This is a genomic window from Candidatus Binataceae bacterium (assembly GCA_035508495.1).
In the GTDB taxonomy this organism is placed as follows: domain Bacteria; phylum Desulfobacterota; class Binatia; order Binatales; family Binataceae; genus JASHPB01.
Genome location: DATJMX010000014.1, coordinates 85,844 through 103,478, shown reverse-complemented (window position 1 = coordinate 103,478; position 17,635 = coordinate 85,844). Strand labels below are relative to the sequence as shown.

The 17,635-nt window shown below is 63.1% G+C and carries 19 protein-coding genes; 7 read left to right on the top strand and 12 right to left on the bottom strand.

Features of this window, described 5'->3' with window-relative positions; translation table 11 throughout:
• Positions 1-4: 4 nt before the first annotated feature.
• The gene (locus VMA09_04855) at positions 5-1,201 is read right to left on the bottom strand and encodes a CoA transferase (GenBank protein HUA32911.1); all 1,197 of its coding nucleotides are present in this window, start codon (positions 1,199-1,201) and stop codon (positions 5-7) included.
• 152 nt (positions 1,202-1,353) lie between these two features.
• Between VMA09_04855 and VMA09_04850 the strand changes: the two genes are divergently transcribed.
• Entirely contained in the window at positions 1,354-1,839 is a 486-nt protein-coding gene (locus VMA09_04850) for a GNAT family N-acetyltransferase (protein ID HUA32910.1), read from the top strand.
• Here VMA09_04850 and VMA09_04845 read toward each other — a convergent pair.
• Positions 1,836-3,002: a hypothetical protein gene (locus VMA09_04845; GenBank protein HUA32909.1), complete on the bottom strand. Its 1,167-nt coding sequence runs from the start codon at positions 3,000-3,002 to the stop codon at positions 1,836-1,838. The two genes, VMA09_04850 and VMA09_04845, sit on opposite strands and share 4 nt — an antisense overlap.
• Before the next feature lie 104 nt (positions 3,003-3,106).
• Here VMA09_04845 and VMA09_04840 point away from each other — a divergent pair, with 104 nt between their 5' ends.
• Positions 3,107-3,619 carry a class IV adenylate cyclase gene (locus tag VMA09_04840; GenBank protein ID HUA32908.1) on the top strand — a complete coding sequence of 171 codons (513 nt, stop codon included), beginning with the start codon at positions 3,107-3,109 and terminating at the stop codon, positions 3,617-3,619.
• 4 nt (positions 3,620-3,623) lie between these two features.
• Here the strand turns inward: VMA09_04840 and VMA09_04835 are convergent, their stop codons facing one another.
• The 7 genes from VMA09_04835 to VMA09_04805 all read right to left on the bottom strand — a co-directional run bounded on the left by VMA09_04835 (position 3,624) and on the right by VMA09_04805 (position 9,576).
• Positions 3,624-4,343: a helix-turn-helix domain-containing protein gene (locus VMA09_04835; protein HUA32907.1), complete on the bottom strand. Its 720-nt coding sequence runs from the start codon at positions 4,341-4,343 to the stop codon at positions 3,624-3,626.
• Between the two features lie 41 nt (positions 4,344-4,384).
• A complete protein-coding gene (locus VMA09_04830; protein ID HUA32906.1) occupies positions 4,385-4,558 on the bottom strand; it encodes a hypothetical protein in 174 nt (57 codons plus the stop codon).
• Positions 4,559-4,746: 188 nt separating this feature from the next.
• Entirely contained in the window at positions 4,747-5,628 is an 882-nt protein-coding gene (locus VMA09_04825; GenBank protein HUA32905.1) for an alpha/beta hydrolase, read from the bottom strand.
• Positions 5,629-5,673: 45 nt separating this feature from the next.
• Positions 5,674-6,708: a glutathione S-transferase N-terminal domain-containing protein gene (locus tag VMA09_04820; protein HUA32904.1), complete on the bottom strand. Its 1,035-nt coding sequence runs from the start codon at positions 6,706-6,708 to the stop codon at positions 5,674-5,676.
• Positions 6,709-6,723: 15 nt separating this feature from the next.
• On the bottom strand, positions 6,724-8,304 hold the full coding sequence (locus tag VMA09_04815; GenBank protein HUA32903.1) for a sulfatase-like hydrolase/transferase: 1,581 nt from the start codon (positions 8,302-8,304) through the stop codon (positions 6,724-6,726).
• 18 nt (positions 8,305-8,322) lie between these two features.
• Entirely contained in the window at positions 8,323-8,937 is a 615-nt protein-coding gene (locus VMA09_04810) for a TetR/AcrR family transcriptional regulator (GenBank protein ID HUA32902.1), read from the bottom strand.
• Positions 8,938-8,982: 45 nt separating this feature from the next.
• Positions 8,983-9,576 (bottom strand): CoA pyrophosphatase, encoded by a 594-nt coding sequence (locus VMA09_04805; protein HUA32901.1) that lies wholly within the window; start codon positions 9,574-9,576, stop codon positions 8,983-8,985.
• A 97-nt stretch (positions 9,577-9,673) separates the two neighbouring features.
• On the opposite strand from VMA09_04805, the gene thiI reads away from it, so the two are divergent.
• Positions 9,674-10,879: a tRNA uracil 4-sulfurtransferase ThiI gene (gene thiI / locus VMA09_04800; GenBank protein ID HUA32900.1), complete on the top strand. Its 1,206-nt coding sequence runs from the start codon at positions 9,674-9,676 to the stop codon at positions 10,877-10,879.
• Here the strand turns inward: thiI and VMA09_04795 are convergent.
• The gene (locus VMA09_04795; GenBank protein HUA32899.1) at positions 10,848-12,077 is read right to left on the bottom strand and encodes an SLC13 family permease; all 1,230 of its coding nucleotides are present in this window, start codon (positions 12,075-12,077) and stop codon (positions 10,848-10,850) included. The genes thiI and VMA09_04795 overlap by 32 nt on opposite strands.
• Before the next feature lie 116 nt (positions 12,078-12,193).
• Here VMA09_04795 and VMA09_04790 point away from each other — a divergent pair, with 116 nt between their 5' ends.
• The 3 genes from VMA09_04790 (at position 12,194) to VMA09_04780 (ending at position 14,914) form a co-directional block, all read left to right on the top strand.
• Complete coding sequence (locus VMA09_04790; protein HUA32898.1) at positions 12,194-12,577, top strand: VOC family protein; 384 nt, start codon at positions 12,194-12,196, stop codon at positions 12,575-12,577.
• A gap of 131 nt (positions 12,578-12,708) precedes the next feature.
• On the top strand, positions 12,709-13,917 hold the full coding sequence (locus VMA09_04785; protein HUA32897.1) for a hypothetical protein: 1,209 nt from the start codon (positions 12,709-12,711) through the stop codon (positions 13,915-13,917).
• A gap of 97 nt (positions 13,918-14,014) precedes the next feature.
• The gene (locus VMA09_04780) at positions 14,015-14,914 is read left to right on the top strand and encodes a glycosyltransferase (GenBank protein ID HUA32896.1); all 900 of its coding nucleotides are present in this window, start codon (positions 14,015-14,017) and stop codon (positions 14,912-14,914) included.
• A 12-nt stretch (positions 14,915-14,926) separates the two neighbouring features.
• Here the strand turns inward: VMA09_04780 and VMA09_04775 are convergent, their stop codons facing one another.
• Complete coding sequence (locus tag VMA09_04775; protein ID HUA32895.1) at positions 14,927-15,337, bottom strand: NUDIX hydrolase; 411 nt, start codon at positions 15,335-15,337, stop codon at positions 14,927-14,929.
• 94 nt (positions 15,338-15,431) lie between these two features.
• Here VMA09_04775 and VMA09_04770 point away from each other — a divergent pair, with 94 nt between their 5' ends.
• Positions 15,432-16,664 carry a CoA transferase gene (locus VMA09_04770; GenBank protein HUA32894.1) on the top strand — a complete coding sequence of 411 codons (1,233 nt, stop codon included), beginning with the start codon at positions 15,432-15,434 and terminating at the stop codon, positions 16,662-16,664.
• Positions 16,665-16,677: 13 nt separating this feature from the next.
• Here VMA09_04770 and VMA09_04765 read toward each other — a convergent pair whose 3' ends face one another.
• Positions 16,678-17,628 (bottom strand): alcohol dehydrogenase catalytic domain-containing protein, encoded by a 951-nt coding sequence (locus VMA09_04765; protein HUA32893.1) that lies wholly within the window; start codon positions 17,626-17,628, stop codon positions 16,678-16,680.
• Positions 17,629-17,635 lie beyond the last annotated feature (7 nt).

Here is a 17,635-nt window from a genome sequence, read left to right as displayed (position 1 = left end):
CCACTCATATGATACTACGCTGCCGGAGTTCCGAAAGACGTTCATTGTCGTAGCCGAGAAGGCGCGTGAGCACATCCTCGGTATTCTCGCCGAGCCCGGGGGCGTGCGTATCGGGCGTCGCTGTCGAGCCGCGCAGTTTGATTGGCGAGCCCGGCACGATCAGGCCGTCGTAACCGGGAACGTTGGCGCGCAGGATCATGTTGCGTTCGTGCAGATGCGGATTGCGCGTGACCTCCTCCAAATTATTGATCGCCGCGCACGGGACCGCCGCTTGTTTGAGACGTTCGATCCAGTAATCGCGAGGTTTGGGTGCGAAGTGCGCGGCGAGAATTGCTTCCAGCGCCGGATGGTTTGCGGTGCGATCGGTGTTACGCAGAAAGCGTGGATCGTCTTTCAATTCCGGCCGCCCGATCGCGTCGCACATGCGCAGCCAGATCGATTCGTTGCCCGCGCCCGCGACGAAGTATCCGTCGGACGCCTTAAACTGCTGAAACGGCGTGATCGAGGGATGCCGAGTGCCGAGCGGCCCGGGTATTTTGTGCGTCACCGAGTAGCGTGCGAGCGCATCTTCGAGGATCGCGACCTGGCAATCGAGCATCGCGATATCGACGTGCTGCGCAACACCGTCGCGATCCCGCACGCGCAGCGCCGCGAGGATTCCCGCGAGTCCGTACAGCGCGGCGGTGAGATCGCCGATCGATACGCCGCATCGCATCGGCTCGCCGCCCGGAACGCCGGTGATACTCATCGTCCCGCCGAGCGCCTGCGCGACGATATCGTAGGCGGGATCGGCGGACATCGGCCCGGTCTGCCCGAAACCGGAAATCGAGCACAGGATGATCTTCGGATTCGCGCTTTTCAGTTGTTCGAAGCCGGCGCCGAAGCGATCCATCGTCGTGGGCGAGAAGTTCTCGACGACGATATCCGACATCGCGACGAGGGCGAGAAAAATTTCCGCGCCCTCGGTCGTGCGCAGATCTATCGTCACGCTACGCTTGCCGCGATTGACGCTGTAGAAGTATCCGGAGTCTCCGGTCGGCAGCGTGGGCGCGTAACCACGCGCATCGTCGCCGCGGCCCGGCACTTCGATCTTGATCACCTCGGCGCCGAGGTCGGCGAGGTTCATCGTGCAGAACGGTCCGGCCAACACGCGTGTCAGATCAAGCACGCGTATGCCGTCAAGCGGCTTCTTGGCGATCATCTATGCTATTCCTTCCGGAAATCGCGTCGCGAAGAATTCGGGACAAACGTTCTGTCTCAATCACTGCGGAGCGCAACTTCCCTTCCCGCACGGGAAGGGAACCAGCCCCGGAGCCACCGCGACGCTTTATCGGCGGGATAGTAGCTAACTCGATGCAGCGAATAAAATCCTCAGCTCAAACTGCGAAGATCAAAGTCCGCGCAGCGCGCATCGCCGATGTGCCCGCGCTGACCGAGCTCTACCGCGAGCTTCATCTCGATGACTACTCGTATCGGCCGCCGAAACCCGCCGAGATGCTGAAGGCGTACCGCGCGATCGCCAAAAATCCCGACCATCAGATTCTCGTCGCCGAGGCGCACGGCAAAGTCGCCGGCACGCTGCACGTGATGATCTTTCGTCATCTCGGGCATGGCCTGAAACCAGTCGCCGTGGTCGAGAATGTTGTCGTATCGAGCGCGATGCGCTCGAAAGGCGTCGGCGAGCTGATGATGGAAGCTGCCGATCGCATCGCGCGGCGCAACCGATGCTACAAGATGTCGCTGACGACGAACCTGAAGCGGCCGCGCGCGCATCAATTCTACGAACGCCTCGGATGGCGCCGCACGCATCACGGCTATTCGATGGACTTGAAGTCTTAGCGGCGGCGGGAGCGCTGCTGCTGCGAGCGCATCGCCTCGGCTGGAGTCATGATCAGGCGCGGCTCTTCGGCAGCGCGCTGCTGTTCCTCGGCGAACACGGCGCCGAGCTGCATCCTGATCCAGGCCTGAAAAAATGCGTCGCGCTTGACGTCGGCATGGTCGCGGATTTTCGCCGCGGCTGCGACCGCCCATCCGGCTTGTTGGCGGCGGCCCGCGCGCGCCATGAAGTAGGCAAGGTCCTCGAGGCTGCGGCGGATCTGCTCGCCAGTGTCGCCGGACAACAGCGATTCCAGCGCGCGCTCGATCGCCTCGTTGACGCGCTCGCGCTGTTGAATCGGGCTCACGACGATCACGCTCTCCTGCGCCCCCTGGATTTCATCGGCGTACTTCTTGACCAGCGGCTCGGGCAGCCGCCATTCGAGAAACTCGGGCTCCTTGAGCAGATCGAGAGACGGGTCCTGCGCAGCTTCCGTGGCGAGATCGTCGTACACGGGATGCCTGAACTCGGATGGCGGCGGCGTGGGGATAAGCTCGGCACGCAAGAAGAGAAAACTGCCAACGCGGCCGCGGCGCGATTCCGGCGTGCGGCGGTATGCGTCGCAGAGCAGGAAATCGGCAAAGCGCCCATCGACCTCGACCAGCTTCGTCCCGGCATTCTGCTCCAGACGCTCGCGATCGGCCTTGAGCTCGCGGCGCGTCACCTCGGAGGCCTCGCAAGCAATCAGACCCTCGTCGCGCGAATCGAGCGCAAAGATCCTGCCGATTTTTCCGCCCATCCTTGCCCGCATGAGCCAGATGATTCGCACGCCTTCGCGATCCGGCGGCGACATCAGCGCCGAGATTCCGGATGGCAACGGCTCGCGCTCGGCAGCGGGCTGAGCCGCGGCGGGAGGTTCGACGCCGCGCTGATGCAAGCGATAAAGGGCGCGGCGCACTTCGCGTCTGAGCGCGCCCGAGGCGGATTGCTCCATCTCCGTGAGCATCACGGCTGCCGAAAGGTCGGTAATCGCGCCGAGTGCACGCGCGATCGCGGCATCGTCAATGTTGCCGGCAGCGCGCAGCTCGCCGAGCTTGCGCACGGCATCTGCCGATGCGGCAGCAGGATCGAATCCCGCCGCAATCAGGTTCGGATCGAAGGTCGCAGGTTCCTTATGACTAGCCACTGAATCAACTGTCTCTCGTAGGAGTCGTGGGAGCGTTAACTGCCGATGCCGACGCTGTCAAGTTTCGCACGGCAGAGTATCGCGTGCCATGATCGCGAAGTCACATGAGAAATCTCGAGGCCAAGTTCCGGCTCGCCGATCTCGACGCCGCCGCCGCGCGCGCTTCAAAGCTCGGATACAAGCAGCGCTCGGTCCTCGATCAATGTGACACGTTCTTTCGCGTTCCCAACGGCAAGCTCAAGCTGCGCGAGGAAGGGCATCGCGCGGTACTGATTTTCTACAGCCGCGATGACAGCGGGCCACTGAAGCTCAGCTCCTATGAGATCGTGGCGATTTCGCATGCCGAAGAAACGCGCGCGATGCTCGCAGCGGCAATGGGTACGATCGCGACGGTCATCAAAAAGCGCATCCTGATGAAGCGCGACCACATCCGCTTTCATCTCGACCGCGTCGAAGGCCTCGGCAACTTCGGCGAAATCGAGGCCGTTATCCCCGACGGCCAAGACCCGGAGCTAAGCCGCGCCGCGGTCGACGAGCTGCTCGCGGCGCTCCAGATTGGTCCGGCTGACCTTATCGACGTGTCGTATTTCGAGATGCTGCTCGCAGCGACGCGCTGAACTTCTAGGCGTGCGCTCGTTTTGTGACGTGCGCGGCGGGCGCCGTCATGAGACCGTGCACAACGAAATCGATCACCGTCGCGATCGCAGTTTCGTCGTCGATTTTGTGCGTCGGATCGAGATAGCGATTGCGCGCGAACCATCCGATCGTTTCGATAATCAGGCGCGCGGTCGCCGCGGGATTCGCCAGCGCGCGAAACTGGCCAGCCTTGCTTCGCAATTCCAGGTAATGCGCGAGTCGGTCAACGAGTTGATTGCGGAGATCGACAAACAGATAACCGAGCTGCGGCAGATCGTTGAACGAGGCCTCCACCAGGGTTATCAGGTGGCGGATCCGATAAATCATGGTGTAGAGCTCGCGAGTCACGTCCTCGAGCTCGGCGCGCGGATCGGCGGCACGCTCGCGGTTCAGCGCCGCCTGGAGAGCAGGCAGACGCTCGGTCAGCGAGGTCAGCTCCTTGAAGCGTTTGAGAGCAGGCTCATGGCCGCGGAAGCGGATCGGCAGCTCGGGCGGCTCCTCCATCGGCTCGATAAGGCCGCTCTCCAGCGCGAGGTAGAACAGCGCCTCCTTACCCTCGACGTAATTGTAGAGCGAGCCGGGCGACACGCCCATGCGCCGCGCGATATCGGCCATCTGGGTGCGGCGGTAACCCTTCTCGCAGAAGGTGGCTACCGCCGCTTCGATCATCGAATCGATCCGGTCGGCTGGTCGTGTGCGAGCCATGGTAATGAGTAGACATTAAAATGAATCGTTCAGTCAATATTCTACCACGCCAACTTCGCCAGTTCGGCGACAACGTAGAACAGGGTGATCGCGGCGAACGCTGCTCCCGGCAGTTCACTGATGCGCAGTCCAAGCGCGAAGCAGTTGCGCGACTCCTGATTTTGGGTTTCACGGCCATAATGGGTGAGTGAAGAGATCTTGCTGATTGCAGCCATCGTGGTTTCTCCTTCCGAGTTCAAGCAGCGTCCAGTCGCTGCGTCATAGATGTAAATATAACTGAATCATTCATTTAGTCAAGGCCTGAAAGCAAATACTTTGGGGACGTCCGTGCGGAAGCGCGTCAGGCCGGTGAGGGTGCTGATCGAAGCGCGAGCACGAATATACGGGCGAGGGATTTCAGGATTCAGAGCAGATCCTGGATTGCCTGGACGACGGCCGCGGGGGCTTCGCGCGAGATGAAGTGGCCCGCGACTGGGATCACGCGGCGCTCGTAGTTGCCGGTGAAATAGCGCGCGTGATGCTCGGAGGTCTGGGGCGGTGCGACACCGTCTTCGGCGCCGTGCAGCACGATCGTCGGTGCGGCGATCGTGGGCTGCGCCGAAAGCCGCGTCTCGATTTCCTCGAGCGCGGGATCGCCCGGCGCATTCGCATAACGATGCCGATACGACTGGATCGTTACCGCAACGAAATCGGGATTGTCGAAACTAGTTGCCGTTGCCTCAAACGTCGTGTCATCGAAGCGCCAGTTCGGCGACCATAGCCGCCACAGCAGCTTTGAGACATCGCGCCGGTTGCGCTCGAGGCCGGTGCGTCCGCGCTCGGTCTGGAAGTACCATTGGTACCAGAGCCGATGCTCGAAGTCGGCGGGCGCAGGCCGTCCCGATGCAGGGATATTCTGCAAATTATAGCCAGTCATCGAAACCAGCGCGCGCACGCGCTCGGGCCACAGCGCCGCGACGATACATGCCGCACGTCCGCCCCAGTCGTAGCCGCACAGGATCGCGCGATCGATCGCGAGCGCATCGAGGAAGTCGCGCAAATCGGCGCCCAGCGCGGCCTGCTGGCCCGAGCGCGGCGTGGCGGGATCGAGAAATTTCGTCGGACCGAATCCGCGCAGCCAGGGTACCAGCACGCGGCATCCCGCGGCCGCGGCCGCCGGTGCGACGCCATCGTAGTCGTGCGGATCGGACGGCCAGCCGTGAAGCAGCACCACAGGCGTGCCATTTGGCGGACCGCTCGCCTCGTATGCGATTTCGAGCGTCGGTATGCGAACAGTCTGATGCATCGTCATCCTCGTTTATTCGAGGATGACGGCACTCGCCGGTGTTGCCTAGATCGATTCGCTGAAGATCTTTTCGGCGCCTGTACCATCGAGGACCGAGTCGACGAACCTGCGATCGCTATAGTCGAGCGCGGCGCGCGCCTCGCACAGCCATCCGAGACATTTGCCCTGGTATGGAAACGGCTGCTGCACCCACGGGCGGCCGTCGATCTCACATTCGACCTTCTCCGCCTTGGCGCGCAATGCGCGCGCGTTGGCGAGCAGGAACGGCGCGTACACGCGGCCGATCTCGACGAAGAACCCGCGCAGCGCATCAGTGGCCTGCGCGCGGCTCATCCAGCCTGAATCCTCGACCTCGAGCGAATGTTGATCTTCGAGATTCGAGACCCACGACACGACGCGCGGCGCAGCGGTGATCGCGATCGCCGCCGGCGTCGGATCGAATTGCGTGAGCTGCGTGAGCTGTCCGAAAAGACCGAAGTCGCCGACGCCCGGCCGCGCCCCCATCAGGTAGCGATGACCCGCGACGAGGTGCGCATCGAGCAGTGCCAGCAGCCGCCGGTAGCTGTCCTCGATCACCGGCGTCGTCAAATCGTTGGAGCCGACGAAGCGCAGGCGCTCGATTTGACGATCGGCGATATAGCGCGACGATTTCTGGATCGCTTCCGGACTCAGGTTGAAGTCCCGATCGAGCGGCAGGATATGCGACGCCTTGTGGATGTCAGCCGCGTATTTCCAGCGATAATGGAACATCGGCTTGGTCAACCATTCGTCGCCGTAGTCTTCGATTAACTCCTGGAGAAATGCGAGCGCCGGATCGCGCGGCACCAGCGAGCGCTCGGTGAACTCCTTTTCGAGGCGTTTGATCTGGAACGTCGAATCGACCATTGCCGCGTCGGGCTTGCCGCCTTCGCCGGGGAAAACGATCACCGGGATAAGCGCGACGGGGACCGCGGGAATTTCCACATCGTCCTTCGATCCGCGCATGATCCAGGTGAACGGGATACGCCGATAGCGCAGCACCGCGCGCATCTTGCGCGAGTATGGCGAGCCGAAAGCGCCGACCAGTTTGAGCTGCTTCATCGAAGTCTCTCCTCGCTACGCGGGCGCCTCTACCGGCAGCATCGGGCTGCGCGGCTTGGGCAGGTTGTCGTAGAGGTCGGCAATCAGGTCGGACTTGACTTTCTGATAACCCGGGTCGCTCCACAGGTTACGCCACTGCTTCGGATCCTCGGCGAGGTTATAGAGCTCACCCTCGGTGCCGTCGTAGCGAATCTCGGGTTGCGGGAAATCGCCGCCCGCCAGCATCCGCGGCACCTGCGCGAGATCGTAGCCGATATCGGTGGTCGATTTTTCATACACGGTGCAGACCCAGCCGTCGCGGCAGATCGACCGCAGATGCATCCCGACCTGCTTGAACTGGCTGTCCCATTCTGTGATGACGCGCTCACGCCCCGAGCCCGGCGCAGTCGGCAGCATCTTGCCCTGGACCCACTCGGGAATCGGCGCGCCGGCGATAGCGCAGAAGGTCGGCGCGAGATCGAGCTGGCCGACGGGCTCATCGACAATCGCGGGCGCGACTTTCGCCGCCGACGCGGGCCGCCAGATCATCGGCAGCCGCATGAGAGCGTCGACATGATACGGCCCCTTGTAGAGCAGGCCGAAGTCGCCCTGCAACTCGCCGTGATCGGTGGTGAAGATAACGTCGGTGTTGGTTTCCCATCCGCGCTCGGCGACGCGTTTCAGCACGCGCCCGCAGGCCTGATCGATTAGCTCGTTCTCGACATGAGTCATCGCGTTGACTTCGCGAATCTGATCCTCGGTGAGCGACTTGGGGATGAACGCGACCGGGCCGCCTTCGAAGTTGCGATAGCGGCCTTCGTACCAATCGAGCCAATGACGCGGCTTCTGCGCGAGGATCTTTTCGATCTTCTCGCGCGAACCGGGATAGCCCTCGGGCAGATCGAGATCGCGCCAGTTGATTCGCCGCGCCTCTTTCTCGGGCGGATCCCACGGATGGTGCGGGTCGGGGAAGCTCATCCAGACGAACCAGTTCTCGTTCGGATCGAGCGAATCGAGAAACGCGATCGTGCGGTCGGCGACCCAGTCGGTGTGATAGTGCTCGCGCGGAATCGGGTTGTACTTGACCTCGGGCGCTCCGGTATCGCCGCCCGCAAGCGCGCTGAGCAACGGAGCAAAGCCGCCGATCTCATTCGGATAGTTGTTGAGCAGCCACAGCGAGTAATGCCATCCGTTGAGCGGCGCGTGCATCGCGAGTTCCATGCGCTCGAAGCCGCGATACGGTCCGGTCGAATCCTTACGCGCCATCGTGTTCTCGAACCATCGGCCCTGCATGTCGAACGCCGGCTCGAAATGGGCCTTGCCGAGCAGCGCGGTGCGATAGCCGGCCTTTTCATGAAGCCAGCCCGCGATACTTGGTGCGTCGGGCGGCAGCGCGATTCCGTTGGCAAACACGCCGTGTGTGCGCACGTACTGTCCCGTGATCATCGTCGCGCGCGCCGGCATGCAGACCGTGTTCTGGTTGTGGGCGCGGCGATAGTTGATCCCGTTGGCGGCGAGCCCATCGATTACCGGCGTCTTCGCGATCTTGCCGCCGTTGCATCCGAGCGAATCAAAGCGCTGCTGATCGGTGGTGATAAAAAGAATATTGCGGCCCATGGAGATTTCCCCCTGTGATTACGAGCGTTTGGCGAGCAGCGCGCGGATGGTGCGTTCCATCACGCGCCGCGCGTCGGCTTCGGACTGGCCTTGCTGCCGGCGCATGAACTCCCACGATTCCCACGACATCGCGACTGCGAGCGCATTCAACACATCGCGGCGCTCCGCGGCAGGCATCGCGATCAGTTCGCGCTCGAAGACCTCGGCGATCTGATCGCGCGCCATCTCACGCGCCCCTGCGAGCAGATTGGCAATCGTCGGCGCAAAAGGCGCGCGCAATACGGCGTGCCGCCGCACCGGCGAAATGAATTCGAGGATCCGCGTGCGCTGCGCGACAAGCTCGGTGACCCGCTTGTTCAGCGGCGCAGTGGGCGAGATCGCAGGAAGGAACATCGGCGCAGTGCGTTCGATTTGCCGCCGCTGCACCTCGGTGTAGATCGTTTCGAGATCCTCGAAATGATGAAAAACCAATCGCAGCGAGACGTTCGCGCGCTGCGCGATACGCTGCGCGGTCGGCTGCAGGTCGCCTTCGTTTAGGAGTTCAAGCAGAGCATCGACGACCGCCACGCGCGTGCGCTGGCTGCGCGCGATCCGGCCGTCGGTCTGAGGAGGAGGATTTATCGCGGCACCCATGGCCGCAAAGATATTACATCGTCAGTGCAAATACAAGCGCCACGCTCACTGCTGATCGAGGATTTCGAGCAGGTTCATCGTGATGCGCAGCGTCAGTCCCCAGATCGTCTGACCGCCGTAGAGGATCGCTGGAAACTGGCGCGCCGTGCCATTGATTTTCCATTCGTACTCGCCGCGGTAGGTCGGGCTGCGCAATGCGCTCAGCGGCACGTGGAAAATTTCCGCAACTTCCTTGGGCTCGGGCGTAAGCGCGAGCGTGGCGGGAATCGCGCCGACGAACGGCGCGACAGTGATCCCGGTCGCCGTCGTATGCTGCGTCGGAAACGCGCCCAGCACTTGCACCTCGCGCGGCGGGATACCGACTTCCTCGTGCGCCTCGCGCAGCGCCGCATCGAGCAGAGTGCGATCGACGGGATCGACGCGACCGCCCGGAAACGCGACCTGCCCGCGATGGCTCTCGACGTGATCGGAGCGCCGGATATAGACGACGTGCATCTCGCCTTCGCGCTCGAAGAGCGGCACCAGCACCGCGGCGGCGTTGCGATTATTGGCGAGGGCCTCGCGCGGCGGCACCTCGACGCGGCCCAGCGCCTGGCTGATGCGCTCGAGGTGCTGGTTGAATTCGGATGCCGTGCTCATTGGGTTCTCGCAGACTGCTTAACTAATCGCGCACGCGAGCATTTTTGCAAGCATCGCAACTGGTTTTTCGAGGCCGCGTTCCATAGGCTCACTGGCGATGCGTTTTCTGATCGGCAGATATCACGAGATTGCGCTCAAGGGCCGCAACCAGTGGCGCTTCGTGAACCAGGTCAAGACCAACGCGCGGCACATCTTCGCCGACTATCGCCTCGGCAAGATGCGCAGCGTCGGCCCGCGGCTCATCGTGCCGCTGCCCGACGAGCTGAGCGATGAAGCCGCGATCGCGCGGGCACGGCTGGTCTTCGGCTTGCAAAATTTTTCGCTCTCCTACCCGGTCGAACGCGAGATCGACGCGATCTCGCGCGAGGCGATCGCACGTGCGCGCAACTTCTCGCCGCGCTCGTTCTGCGTGCGCACCAAGCGCGAAGACAAGCAGTTTCCGATGACTTCGCCCGAGATCGATCGCGAGGTCGGCGGCGCCATCGTCGATGCGCTCGGCTTCAAGGTCGATCTGCACGATCCCGAGCTGACAATTTCGATCGAGATCATGAAAGAGGCGGCCTACGTTTCAGCGGGCAAGCTGCCCGGCCCGGGCGGATTGCCGGTCGGGGTCGCGGGCCGCGGGCTGGCGCTGCTCTCGGGCGGAATCGATTCGCCCGTCGCGGCATATCGGATGATGAAGCGCGGGCTGTGGCTCAACTATGTGCACTTCCATGGCCAGCCGCTGGTCTCCGCCGCGAGCCAGGAAAAAGCGATCGAGCTGGGAGCGCATCTCGTGCGTTACCAGGGGCAGGCGACGCTGATTCTCGTGCCCTTCGGAATCCTGCAGCGCGAGATCGTAGCGCACACGCTGCGTCCGTTGCGCGTCGTGCTCTATCGCCGCTTCATGATGCGAATCGCGAGTGCGCTCGCAGCGCGTATCAACGCGACCGTGCTCGTCACGGGTGAGAGCCTCGGCCAGGTCGCGTCGCAGACGCTCGAGAACATGGCGGTGATCGAAAACGCCGCGTCGCTCCCGATCCTGCGCCCGCTGGTCGGGATGGACAAGAACGAGATCATCGACCAGGCGCGCGCGCTCGGCACCTTCGAGACTTCAATTCTGCCCGACCAGGATTGCTGCACACTGTTCGTACCGGCCCATCCCGAGACTCACGCGCGGCTCGCCGAAGTCGAAGCGGCGGAGTCGCATTTCGATATTGCGAGGATGGTCGGCGACGCGGTGGCCGCGACCGAAGTGGTGCGGCTCTCGTTTCCGCCGCGCCCGCAGGACGCTACGGCCACAGCCACAGAACGGCAGTATTGATCGCGAGCGTCGCGATCGTGATCGGCACGCCGACGCGCAGGTAATCGCGAAAGCTGATCTGCACGCCGCGACGGTGCGCCTGCTCGATCACGATCAGGTTTGCGATCGAGCCCACGACCGTGAGGTTCCCCGCGTAGCTACTTGCGCTCGCGATTAGAAGCGCGACGGTGCGGCTCCCGCCGAGCATCGGATAGAGCGGCCGGAACAAGAGCACCGCCGGCACGTTGCTCACGAGGTTCGACAGCACCGCGACGACCGCGGTGAGCGCGATGGGATTCGTAAGGCGCTGCGCGCCAACCAGTTTCAGCATCGCGGGGGCGAATCCTGTAGATTCGAGTCCCGCGACCACGACGAAGAGGCCCGTGAACATCGCGAGCATCGTCCAATCCACGAGCGCATAGATGCGCGCCGGCTTGATGCGGCGCGAGAAGAGCAGGAACGCACCCGCGGCGAGCGCCACGAGATGCGTCGGGTACCCGAGCATGAACATCGCAAGCACGGCGAGCGCGACGAGCGACGACTTGATCATCAGCGGACGCAGCACGCGCGGCGGCCGCATCGCGACGCCATTCGCAAGACGAGCTGAGGTCAGCCGCTCGCGATAGATGATCGCAATCACAGCGTAATTCACGACGAGGCCCACAATCGCAGCGGGCGCCAGGTGCAATAAAAAGGGCAAGTAGCCGAGATGCGCGAAGCCCGCGACGATCATGTTCTGCGGATTGCCCGTGATCGTCGCCGCGCTGCCAATGTTGCTCGCCGTCGCGAGGCCGAGCAGGAGCGGCACGGCATCCACTTCCGCGGCCGCCGCTGCATCGATCACCAGCGGCGTCATCGCGATGCAGACGACATCGTTGATGAAGAACGCGGCGAGGATTCCTGCCGCCGCGATCGTCATCGCGAGCATCCCGTGACCCGATCGCGCCCGCGCGAGCATCGCACGCGCAAACAGCGCGAAGGCGCCCGAGAGCCTCAGATTCGCAACCACGAGCATCATGCCGAGCAGAAGAGCCAGCGTGTGCACGTCGATCGCGTGCTCGGCGGCGTTCTCGCTGAGCGCGCCCGAGATGACCATCGCGACCGCGCCCGCGAGCGCCGCGCCGGTGCGATCGATCCTGAAGAACGGAATTTCGCCAAGAGCGATAACCGCGTAGGTGATCGCGAAGATGAGGAGCGTCAGGAGGTGGTGGTCGGTCATCGCCGCTTGAGATCATCAGGCGCGGCTGGTGGCGAGATCAACCCGGCAGTTTCATTCGCCGCCCATGCGATCAACAATCGCGACGAGTCCTGTAGCTGGAGATATTTTCGATGTCGATGCCATTCAAAGTCGGTGAACTGGATCACGTGGTCCTGCGCTGTCTCGATGAAAAGCGCGCGTACGATTTCTACACGCAGGAGCTGGGCCTCGTCGAAGAGCGGCGCCTCGATTCGCTGGGGCTCATCCAACTGCGGGCAGGCTCGGGCCTCGTCGATCTGCTGCCGACCAGGGAGCGCGAGCAGAAGGCGCCCAACGTCGATCACTATTGCCTCGGTATCGTCGCCGACGACATGAACGAGGTCGCGCGTCATCTGCGCGCGCGAGGCATAAACGTCTTAGGCGAACCCGCAGAGCGCTATGGCGCAAGAGGAACCGGCCTTTCGATCTATATTAACGATACTGAAGGCAACGTCGTCGAGCTCAAGCAGATACCGAAGTAGCGCCCGCGCGGCGTCCGCGCCATCGAACGGGCAGCCTTTTTCGGCGCGCGATGACTTGTTTTTGGCATGAGCGACATTAGAATCGAGACGTTTTACGCCGGTTACCGCCTGCGGGGAGGAAGACTTTTATAATGATCAAGCGACCGTCGAAGGCTCCATTGGCTGCGGTCATCGCGATTTGCGCGATTGGGCTCGCGGGATGCGCGGGCAAGACGCCGAAAAATGCGGCCCAGAATTATCTCGACAACCTCAAACTCTACAACTACCCGGGCTGCTACAACGCGCTCACGCACCAGGACCAGGTCGATCGCACGATCGACCAGTTCCTCAGCGAGATCCCGATGGCGCCCGACGTCAGTAAGGACTGGTTCAAGGGGATCCTGCGCGCCTACCAATACGATGTGGGTGAGGAAAAGATCGACGGCGACAACGCCACCGTGTCGGTCAAGGTGACGCAGCCCGATCTCGCGCTCTGGGAGCGCACGATCGACGCCACGATCGGACCCAACGATACGCCCGATCAGACCGCGCAGAAGCAGCTCAACGACAACAGCTTTCCCAAGGTTTCCTACGACGACAATATGGTCTTCGCCAACCAGGGCGGTGAATGGAAACTGAAAGTCGATTTTCCGTTCCAGGAAAATATCGTCAAGGAGCATAAGGACGCCGTCGAGCTTTACCACAAGCACGACTACGACAAGGCGGTCGCGGCCTATCAGAAGATGCTCGATGAGCTCGACAAGGAGCAGTCGACCGGCACGCTCGGCCTGAAATTCATGTACGGCCGCGAGCTCGCCGATATCCAGAACATCCAGAAGCAGATGCCCGACGCGCAAGCCTACATCCCGAAGATCACGCTTACCGACGTTGACATGAAGATGGGTGCATCGCGCACGCCAGGCATCTTCGGCAAGATGACCAACGCCGGCGACAAGGCGATCGACGAGGTGCAGTTCACCGTCACCTACTACGAAGGCAAGGGCAAGAAAAAGAAGGAAGTGTTCTCGGAAGTTCACACGCCGGTGGCGACGCCGCTCGAGTTCACCGACTTCGCACGCCCCGTGCTGCCATTCGTGCCGGGGGAGACGCGCAGCTTCGGCTTCCGGTTGACGGCGCCCTCGGACATCCAGATGAAGGGGACGCCCGATCTGAACGTGACGTCGATCGTGTTCACGCAATCGACGGCGCCGTTGCCCAAGCCGGCCCCGTCGCCGGGCGCTTCGCCCTCGCCGGGAGCGTCGCCAGCAGCGGGAGGTTCGCCCGCGGCGGGCGGCTCACCAGCAGCCGCCGCTTCGCCGGCCGCGGCCGCATCGGCAGCAGCACCCGCGAAGACGAACTGACGGCGGATCGCATAGGGCAAATCCCGAACCGCGCCGCGAGCCGGATTTTCCGGCCTCCGGCGCGGTTCGGCTATTATGGATATCGCGCGCTTCCCTTATGACCACGCTCGCCATCGCGATTCCGACCCATAACCGCGCGGCGACGCTGCGCGACACGCTCGCGAGCGTCATCGCGCAGCGGTTGCCCACTGAAGTCGAGGCTGAATGTGTCGTGATCGACAACGGCTCGACCGACGACACCGCTGGCGTCGTGACAGAAATCGCAACCAGTTCGTCGATACCGCTGCGCGGAGTTTTCGAATCGCGGCTCGGCTCGAGCTTCGCGCGCAATCGCGCTTTCGAGGAAACAAAAGCCGACTTCGTGCTCTTTATCGACGACGACGCGATCGCCGAGCCTGACTGGGCCGCGCAGATGCTCGCCGCGCTCGAGAACCGCGACCTCGACGCCGCCTGCGGGATGGTGCTGCCGCGATGGACCGCGCCGCCACCCGCGTGGCTCGGCACGAGCCTCTGGGTGAAGCTGGCAGTTCACGATCGCATCGCGATCGAGCGCGCGCCGCTCGCCGAGGTGGAAACCCTCGCCAACTATTTCAGCGCGAACATGGGAATCCGCCGCTCGGCGATCGATCGCTTCGGCAAGTTTCGTGAGGATCTCGGCGTCGTCGGCGGCAATCCGATCTCGGGCGAGGATACGGAACTGTACGCGCGCATCATCGCAAAGGGCGGCCGGATGGGATTTGCGCCACGCGCGATCGTGCATCACCTGATTCCGCCGGAACGGATGACGCGCGCGTATCTGCGCCGCAAGAGCTTCGCCTACGGCATCGGCAGCGCGATCACCGGCGGCCGCAGCCACAATCGAATCGACAAGCTCGTCCGCAACGCACTGAGAATGGCCGCGGCGACGATACGCGGAGATCGCGAGCGCGCCGTTTATCACGAACTCGAGTGCGCAAACTTCTTCGGCTACTGGCGCGGACGCATGATGCCGCGCTGACACGGAGATCGCCTACTTCACAAACTTGAGCATGCCGCGCTTCAGGACTCGCTCGAGATACGGGATCATCTCGAAGTTGCCGAGTTCCTCGGGCGTCACCCATTCCGATTGGACGTGCTCGCCCTCGCGCAACTGGATTTTCTGAAACACCGTCAGTCTGCATGAGTAGATTGCCTGCAGGTACGGCTCCGCTTCCATCGAATGCAATCCGACCAGGCCCGTGATCGTGACGTCGAGCGCGGTCTCCTCTTTCACCTCGCGCAGCAGGCACTCTTCGAAGGTCTCGCCAATCGCGAGATGTCCTCCCGGCAGGTCCCAGCTTCCCGGCTTGTACGGCATCTCCGGCGCGCGCTTCAACACCAGCATCCTGCCGCGATTTGCGATCACGCCATGAATCCCCACGTAGAACTGCTGCTCGGCCATCCTTCGAAGCTAACCGGCGCGGCGCGATCACGCCACTCAGAGGTTGGTGATCGGGTCGCGACCGACTACGATCGGCGGACTTCGGAGGAACGCTATGGACAAGGCGGAGTTCTATCGCAACGCGCGGCGCGATCTGACCGGACCGCTTCACGGCATTCGCGCGCTCGACGTGACAACCAGTTGGGCGGGACCGATGTGCAGTTGTATCCTCGCCGACCTCGGCGCCGATGTGATCAAGATCGAAGCGCCCACCGGCGAAGTCGCGCGGCGCGTTCCGCCTATGCTGCCCGGAACGAATCCGCCGGTGAGCTTTCTGCAGGCCACCGTGAACCGCAACAAGCGCAGCATGACGCTCGAGCTGCGCAAGCCCGAGGGCCGCGACATTTATCTCAAGCTCGCGGCGACCGCCGACGTAATCGTGCAGAACTTCCGCCCCGGCACGCTCGATAAATGGGGCGTCGGCTACGAGGCGGTGCGTGCGGTGAAGCCGGACATCGTGTACGTATCGATAAGCGGCTTCGGCCAGTGGGGGCCGATTCACGATCGCGTCGCGTACGATCCGCTGGCGCAGGCGATGGGCGGGTTCATGTCGCTCAACGGCGCGCGCGACGGCCATCCGAGCAAGGCGCCGACATTTCTATGCGACGACCTCGGCGGATTGCACGGCGCGATCGGCGCGCTCGCGGCACTGCGGCATCGCGATCAAACCGGCGAAGGGCAGCACGTCGACGTCGCGATGCTCGATGCGATGCTGTTCCAGTCCAACGGTTATCTCTCGCTCGGCAAGCTCGGCCTTCCACTCGAGCGATATGGCAACGAGTTCTGGTTTTCGATTCCGACCAACACCTATCAGTGTCGCGACGGCGAGACAGTCATGGCCGGTGTGCTCCTCGATACGCACTGGAAGGTGCTCGCGAAGATGCTGGGGCATCCGGAGCTTGCCGACGACGAGGGCTTCGCGACAGTGGCCGGCCGGGTGGGTAATCGCGCGCGATGCAACGAACTGTGGTCAGCATGGTTCGCCGAGCGCACCGTTAACGAGGCGGTCCAGGAGTGCGCCATCGCGGGAATCCCATGCGCAAAGGTTCGCACATACGCGGAAGCCGCCGAAGATCCCAACACGATCGAGCGCGATATGCTGCTCGACGTCCCTCAGCACGAGGGCACATCGACCCCCATCACAGGCCCGGCGGCAAAATTCTCGCGCACGCCGATCACAATCCGCACCGGCGCCCCCGCTCTGGGAGCGGACAACGCCGATGTGCTCCGCGATCTCGGAATCGACGCGGCAACCGCAAAACGCCTCCGCGACGACGGCGTGATTTAGCGAGCCCGGAGTCTCACGAAGGTTTCAGCAGGATCTTGAAGTGAAATGGCTCTGCCGCGGCTTCGATTGCGCGGAGGCCGTCGCTCAGGGTGAAGGTTCGATCGATTAGCGGGCGCGGGTCGATTCGGCCTGCCACGAGCGCTTCCAGAGCGGGGGCGAACCGGCCGCATCTCGAGCCTTGCACTGTGATTTCATTGATCACGACTGGCGCCAGGTTGAGCTGCGCTCCTGCCGCCGCAGTGCTTTTGAGGACGATCGTGCCGCGCGGCTTGACGATATCGATCGCGCGCTGAAATCCCACGCCCTGCCCGGTGCAATCGACCACGACGTCGAACTTGCCGTTGAGCGCAAATTCCTCGGTGATCTTGATTTGCAGTTCGCCGAGCCGTTCGAGCTTGTCGCGATGATGTCCTGCGACGAGCGGCTCGTAGCCCTCGGCTTTGAATGCCATCGCAACGAGCGCGCCGAGGCGTCCGTCGCCGAGTATCACGATCGATTTGTCGCGATCGAGGCTGAGCTGCTCGAAAATTTCGTAGGCCGCCGCGATCGGCTCGACGAACACCGCCATCTCATCGGGCAGCGAATCGGGAACCGCAATGAGATTCCGATCGGGCAGACGCAGGTAATCGGCGAACGCGCCGTTGCGGCCAACGATACCGAGCACGGTGCGAGTCGCGCAGTGCCGCGCCATTCCGTGTTCGCATTCGCGGCAGGTTCCGCATCCGGCGTTGATCTCGCCGACGACGCGCTTGCCGCGCAGTTCAGCGTTGTGAGTCTCGACGACGCGGCCGACGAACTCGTGCCCCGGGATGCCCTTGAACGACATGTAGCCGCGCGCGATTTCGAGATCGGTGCCGCAGATTCCTGCCAGCGCAACGCGCACAACGCTCTCGCCATGAACCGCCAGCGGGTCAGGATAGTCGCCGCGGAGCTCGAGTTGGTTTTCGAATACGAGTGCTTGCATGAATCGG

Excerpts from the sequence above, each read along its gene's own strand:
- thiI (HUA32900.1), top strand. The coding sequence starts at position 9,674 with ATGCGTTTTCTGATCGGCAGATATCACGAGATTGCGCTCAAGGGCCGC.
- VMA09_04795 (HUA32899.1), bottom strand. The coding sequence starts at position 12,077 with ATGACCGACCACCACCTCCTGACGCTCCTCATCTTCGCGATCACCTAC.
- VMA09_04855 (HUA32911.1), bottom strand. The coding sequence starts at position 1,201 with ATGATCGCCAAGAAGCCGCTTGACGGCATACGCGTGCTTGATCTGACA.
- VMA09_04765 (HUA32893.1), bottom strand. The coding sequence starts at position 17,628 with ATGCAAGCACTCGTATTCGAAAACCAACTCGAGCTCCGCGGCGACTAT.
- VMA09_04775 (HUA32895.1), bottom strand. The coding sequence starts at position 15,337 with ATGGCCGAGCAGCAGTTCTACGTGGGGATTCATGGCGTGATCGCAAAT.
- VMA09_04815 (HUA32903.1), bottom strand. The coding sequence starts at position 8,304 with ATGGGCCGCAATATTCTTTTTATCACCACCGATCAGCAGCGCTTTGAT.
- VMA09_04825 (HUA32905.1), bottom strand. The coding sequence starts at position 5,628 with ATGCATCAGACTGTTCGCATACCGACGCTCGAAATCGCATACGAGGCG.
- VMA09_04840 (HUA32908.1), top strand. The coding sequence starts at position 3,107 with ATGAGAAATCTCGAGGCCAAGTTCCGGCTCGCCGATCTCGACGCCGCC.
- VMA09_04850 (HUA32910.1), top strand. The coding sequence starts at position 1,354 with ATGCAGCGAATAAAATCCTCAGCTCAAACTGCGAAGATCAAAGTCCGC.
- VMA09_04790 (HUA32898.1), top strand. The coding sequence starts at position 12,194 with ATGCCATTCAAAGTCGGTGAACTGGATCACGTGGTCCTGCGCTGTCTC.
- VMA09_04820 (HUA32904.1), bottom strand. The coding sequence starts at position 6,708 with ATGAAGCAGCTCAAACTGGTCGGCGCTTTCGGCTCGCCATACTCGCGC.
- VMA09_04810 (HUA32902.1), bottom strand. The coding sequence starts at position 8,937 with ATGGGTGCCGCGATAAATCCTCCTCCTCAGACCGACGGCCGGATCGCG.
- VMA09_04770 (HUA32894.1), top strand. The coding sequence starts at position 15,432 with ATGGACAAGGCGGAGTTCTATCGCAACGCGCGGCGCGATCTGACCGGA.
- VMA09_04835 (HUA32907.1), bottom strand. The coding sequence starts at position 4,343 with ATGGCTCGCACACGACCAGCCGACCGGATCGATTCGATGATCGAAGCG.
- VMA09_04830 (HUA32906.1), bottom strand. The coding sequence starts at position 4,558 with ATGGCTGCAATCAGCAAGATCTCTTCACTCACCCATTATGGCCGTGAA.
- VMA09_04780 (HUA32896.1), top strand. The coding sequence starts at position 14,015 with ATGACCACGCTCGCCATCGCGATTCCGACCCATAACCGCGCGGCGACG.
- VMA09_04785 (HUA32897.1), top strand. The coding sequence starts at position 12,709 with ATGATCAAGCGACCGTCGAAGGCTCCATTGGCTGCGGTCATCGCGATT.
- VMA09_04805 (HUA32901.1), bottom strand. The coding sequence starts at position 9,576 with ATGAGCACGGCATCCGAATTCAACCAGCACCTCGAGCGCATCAGCCAG.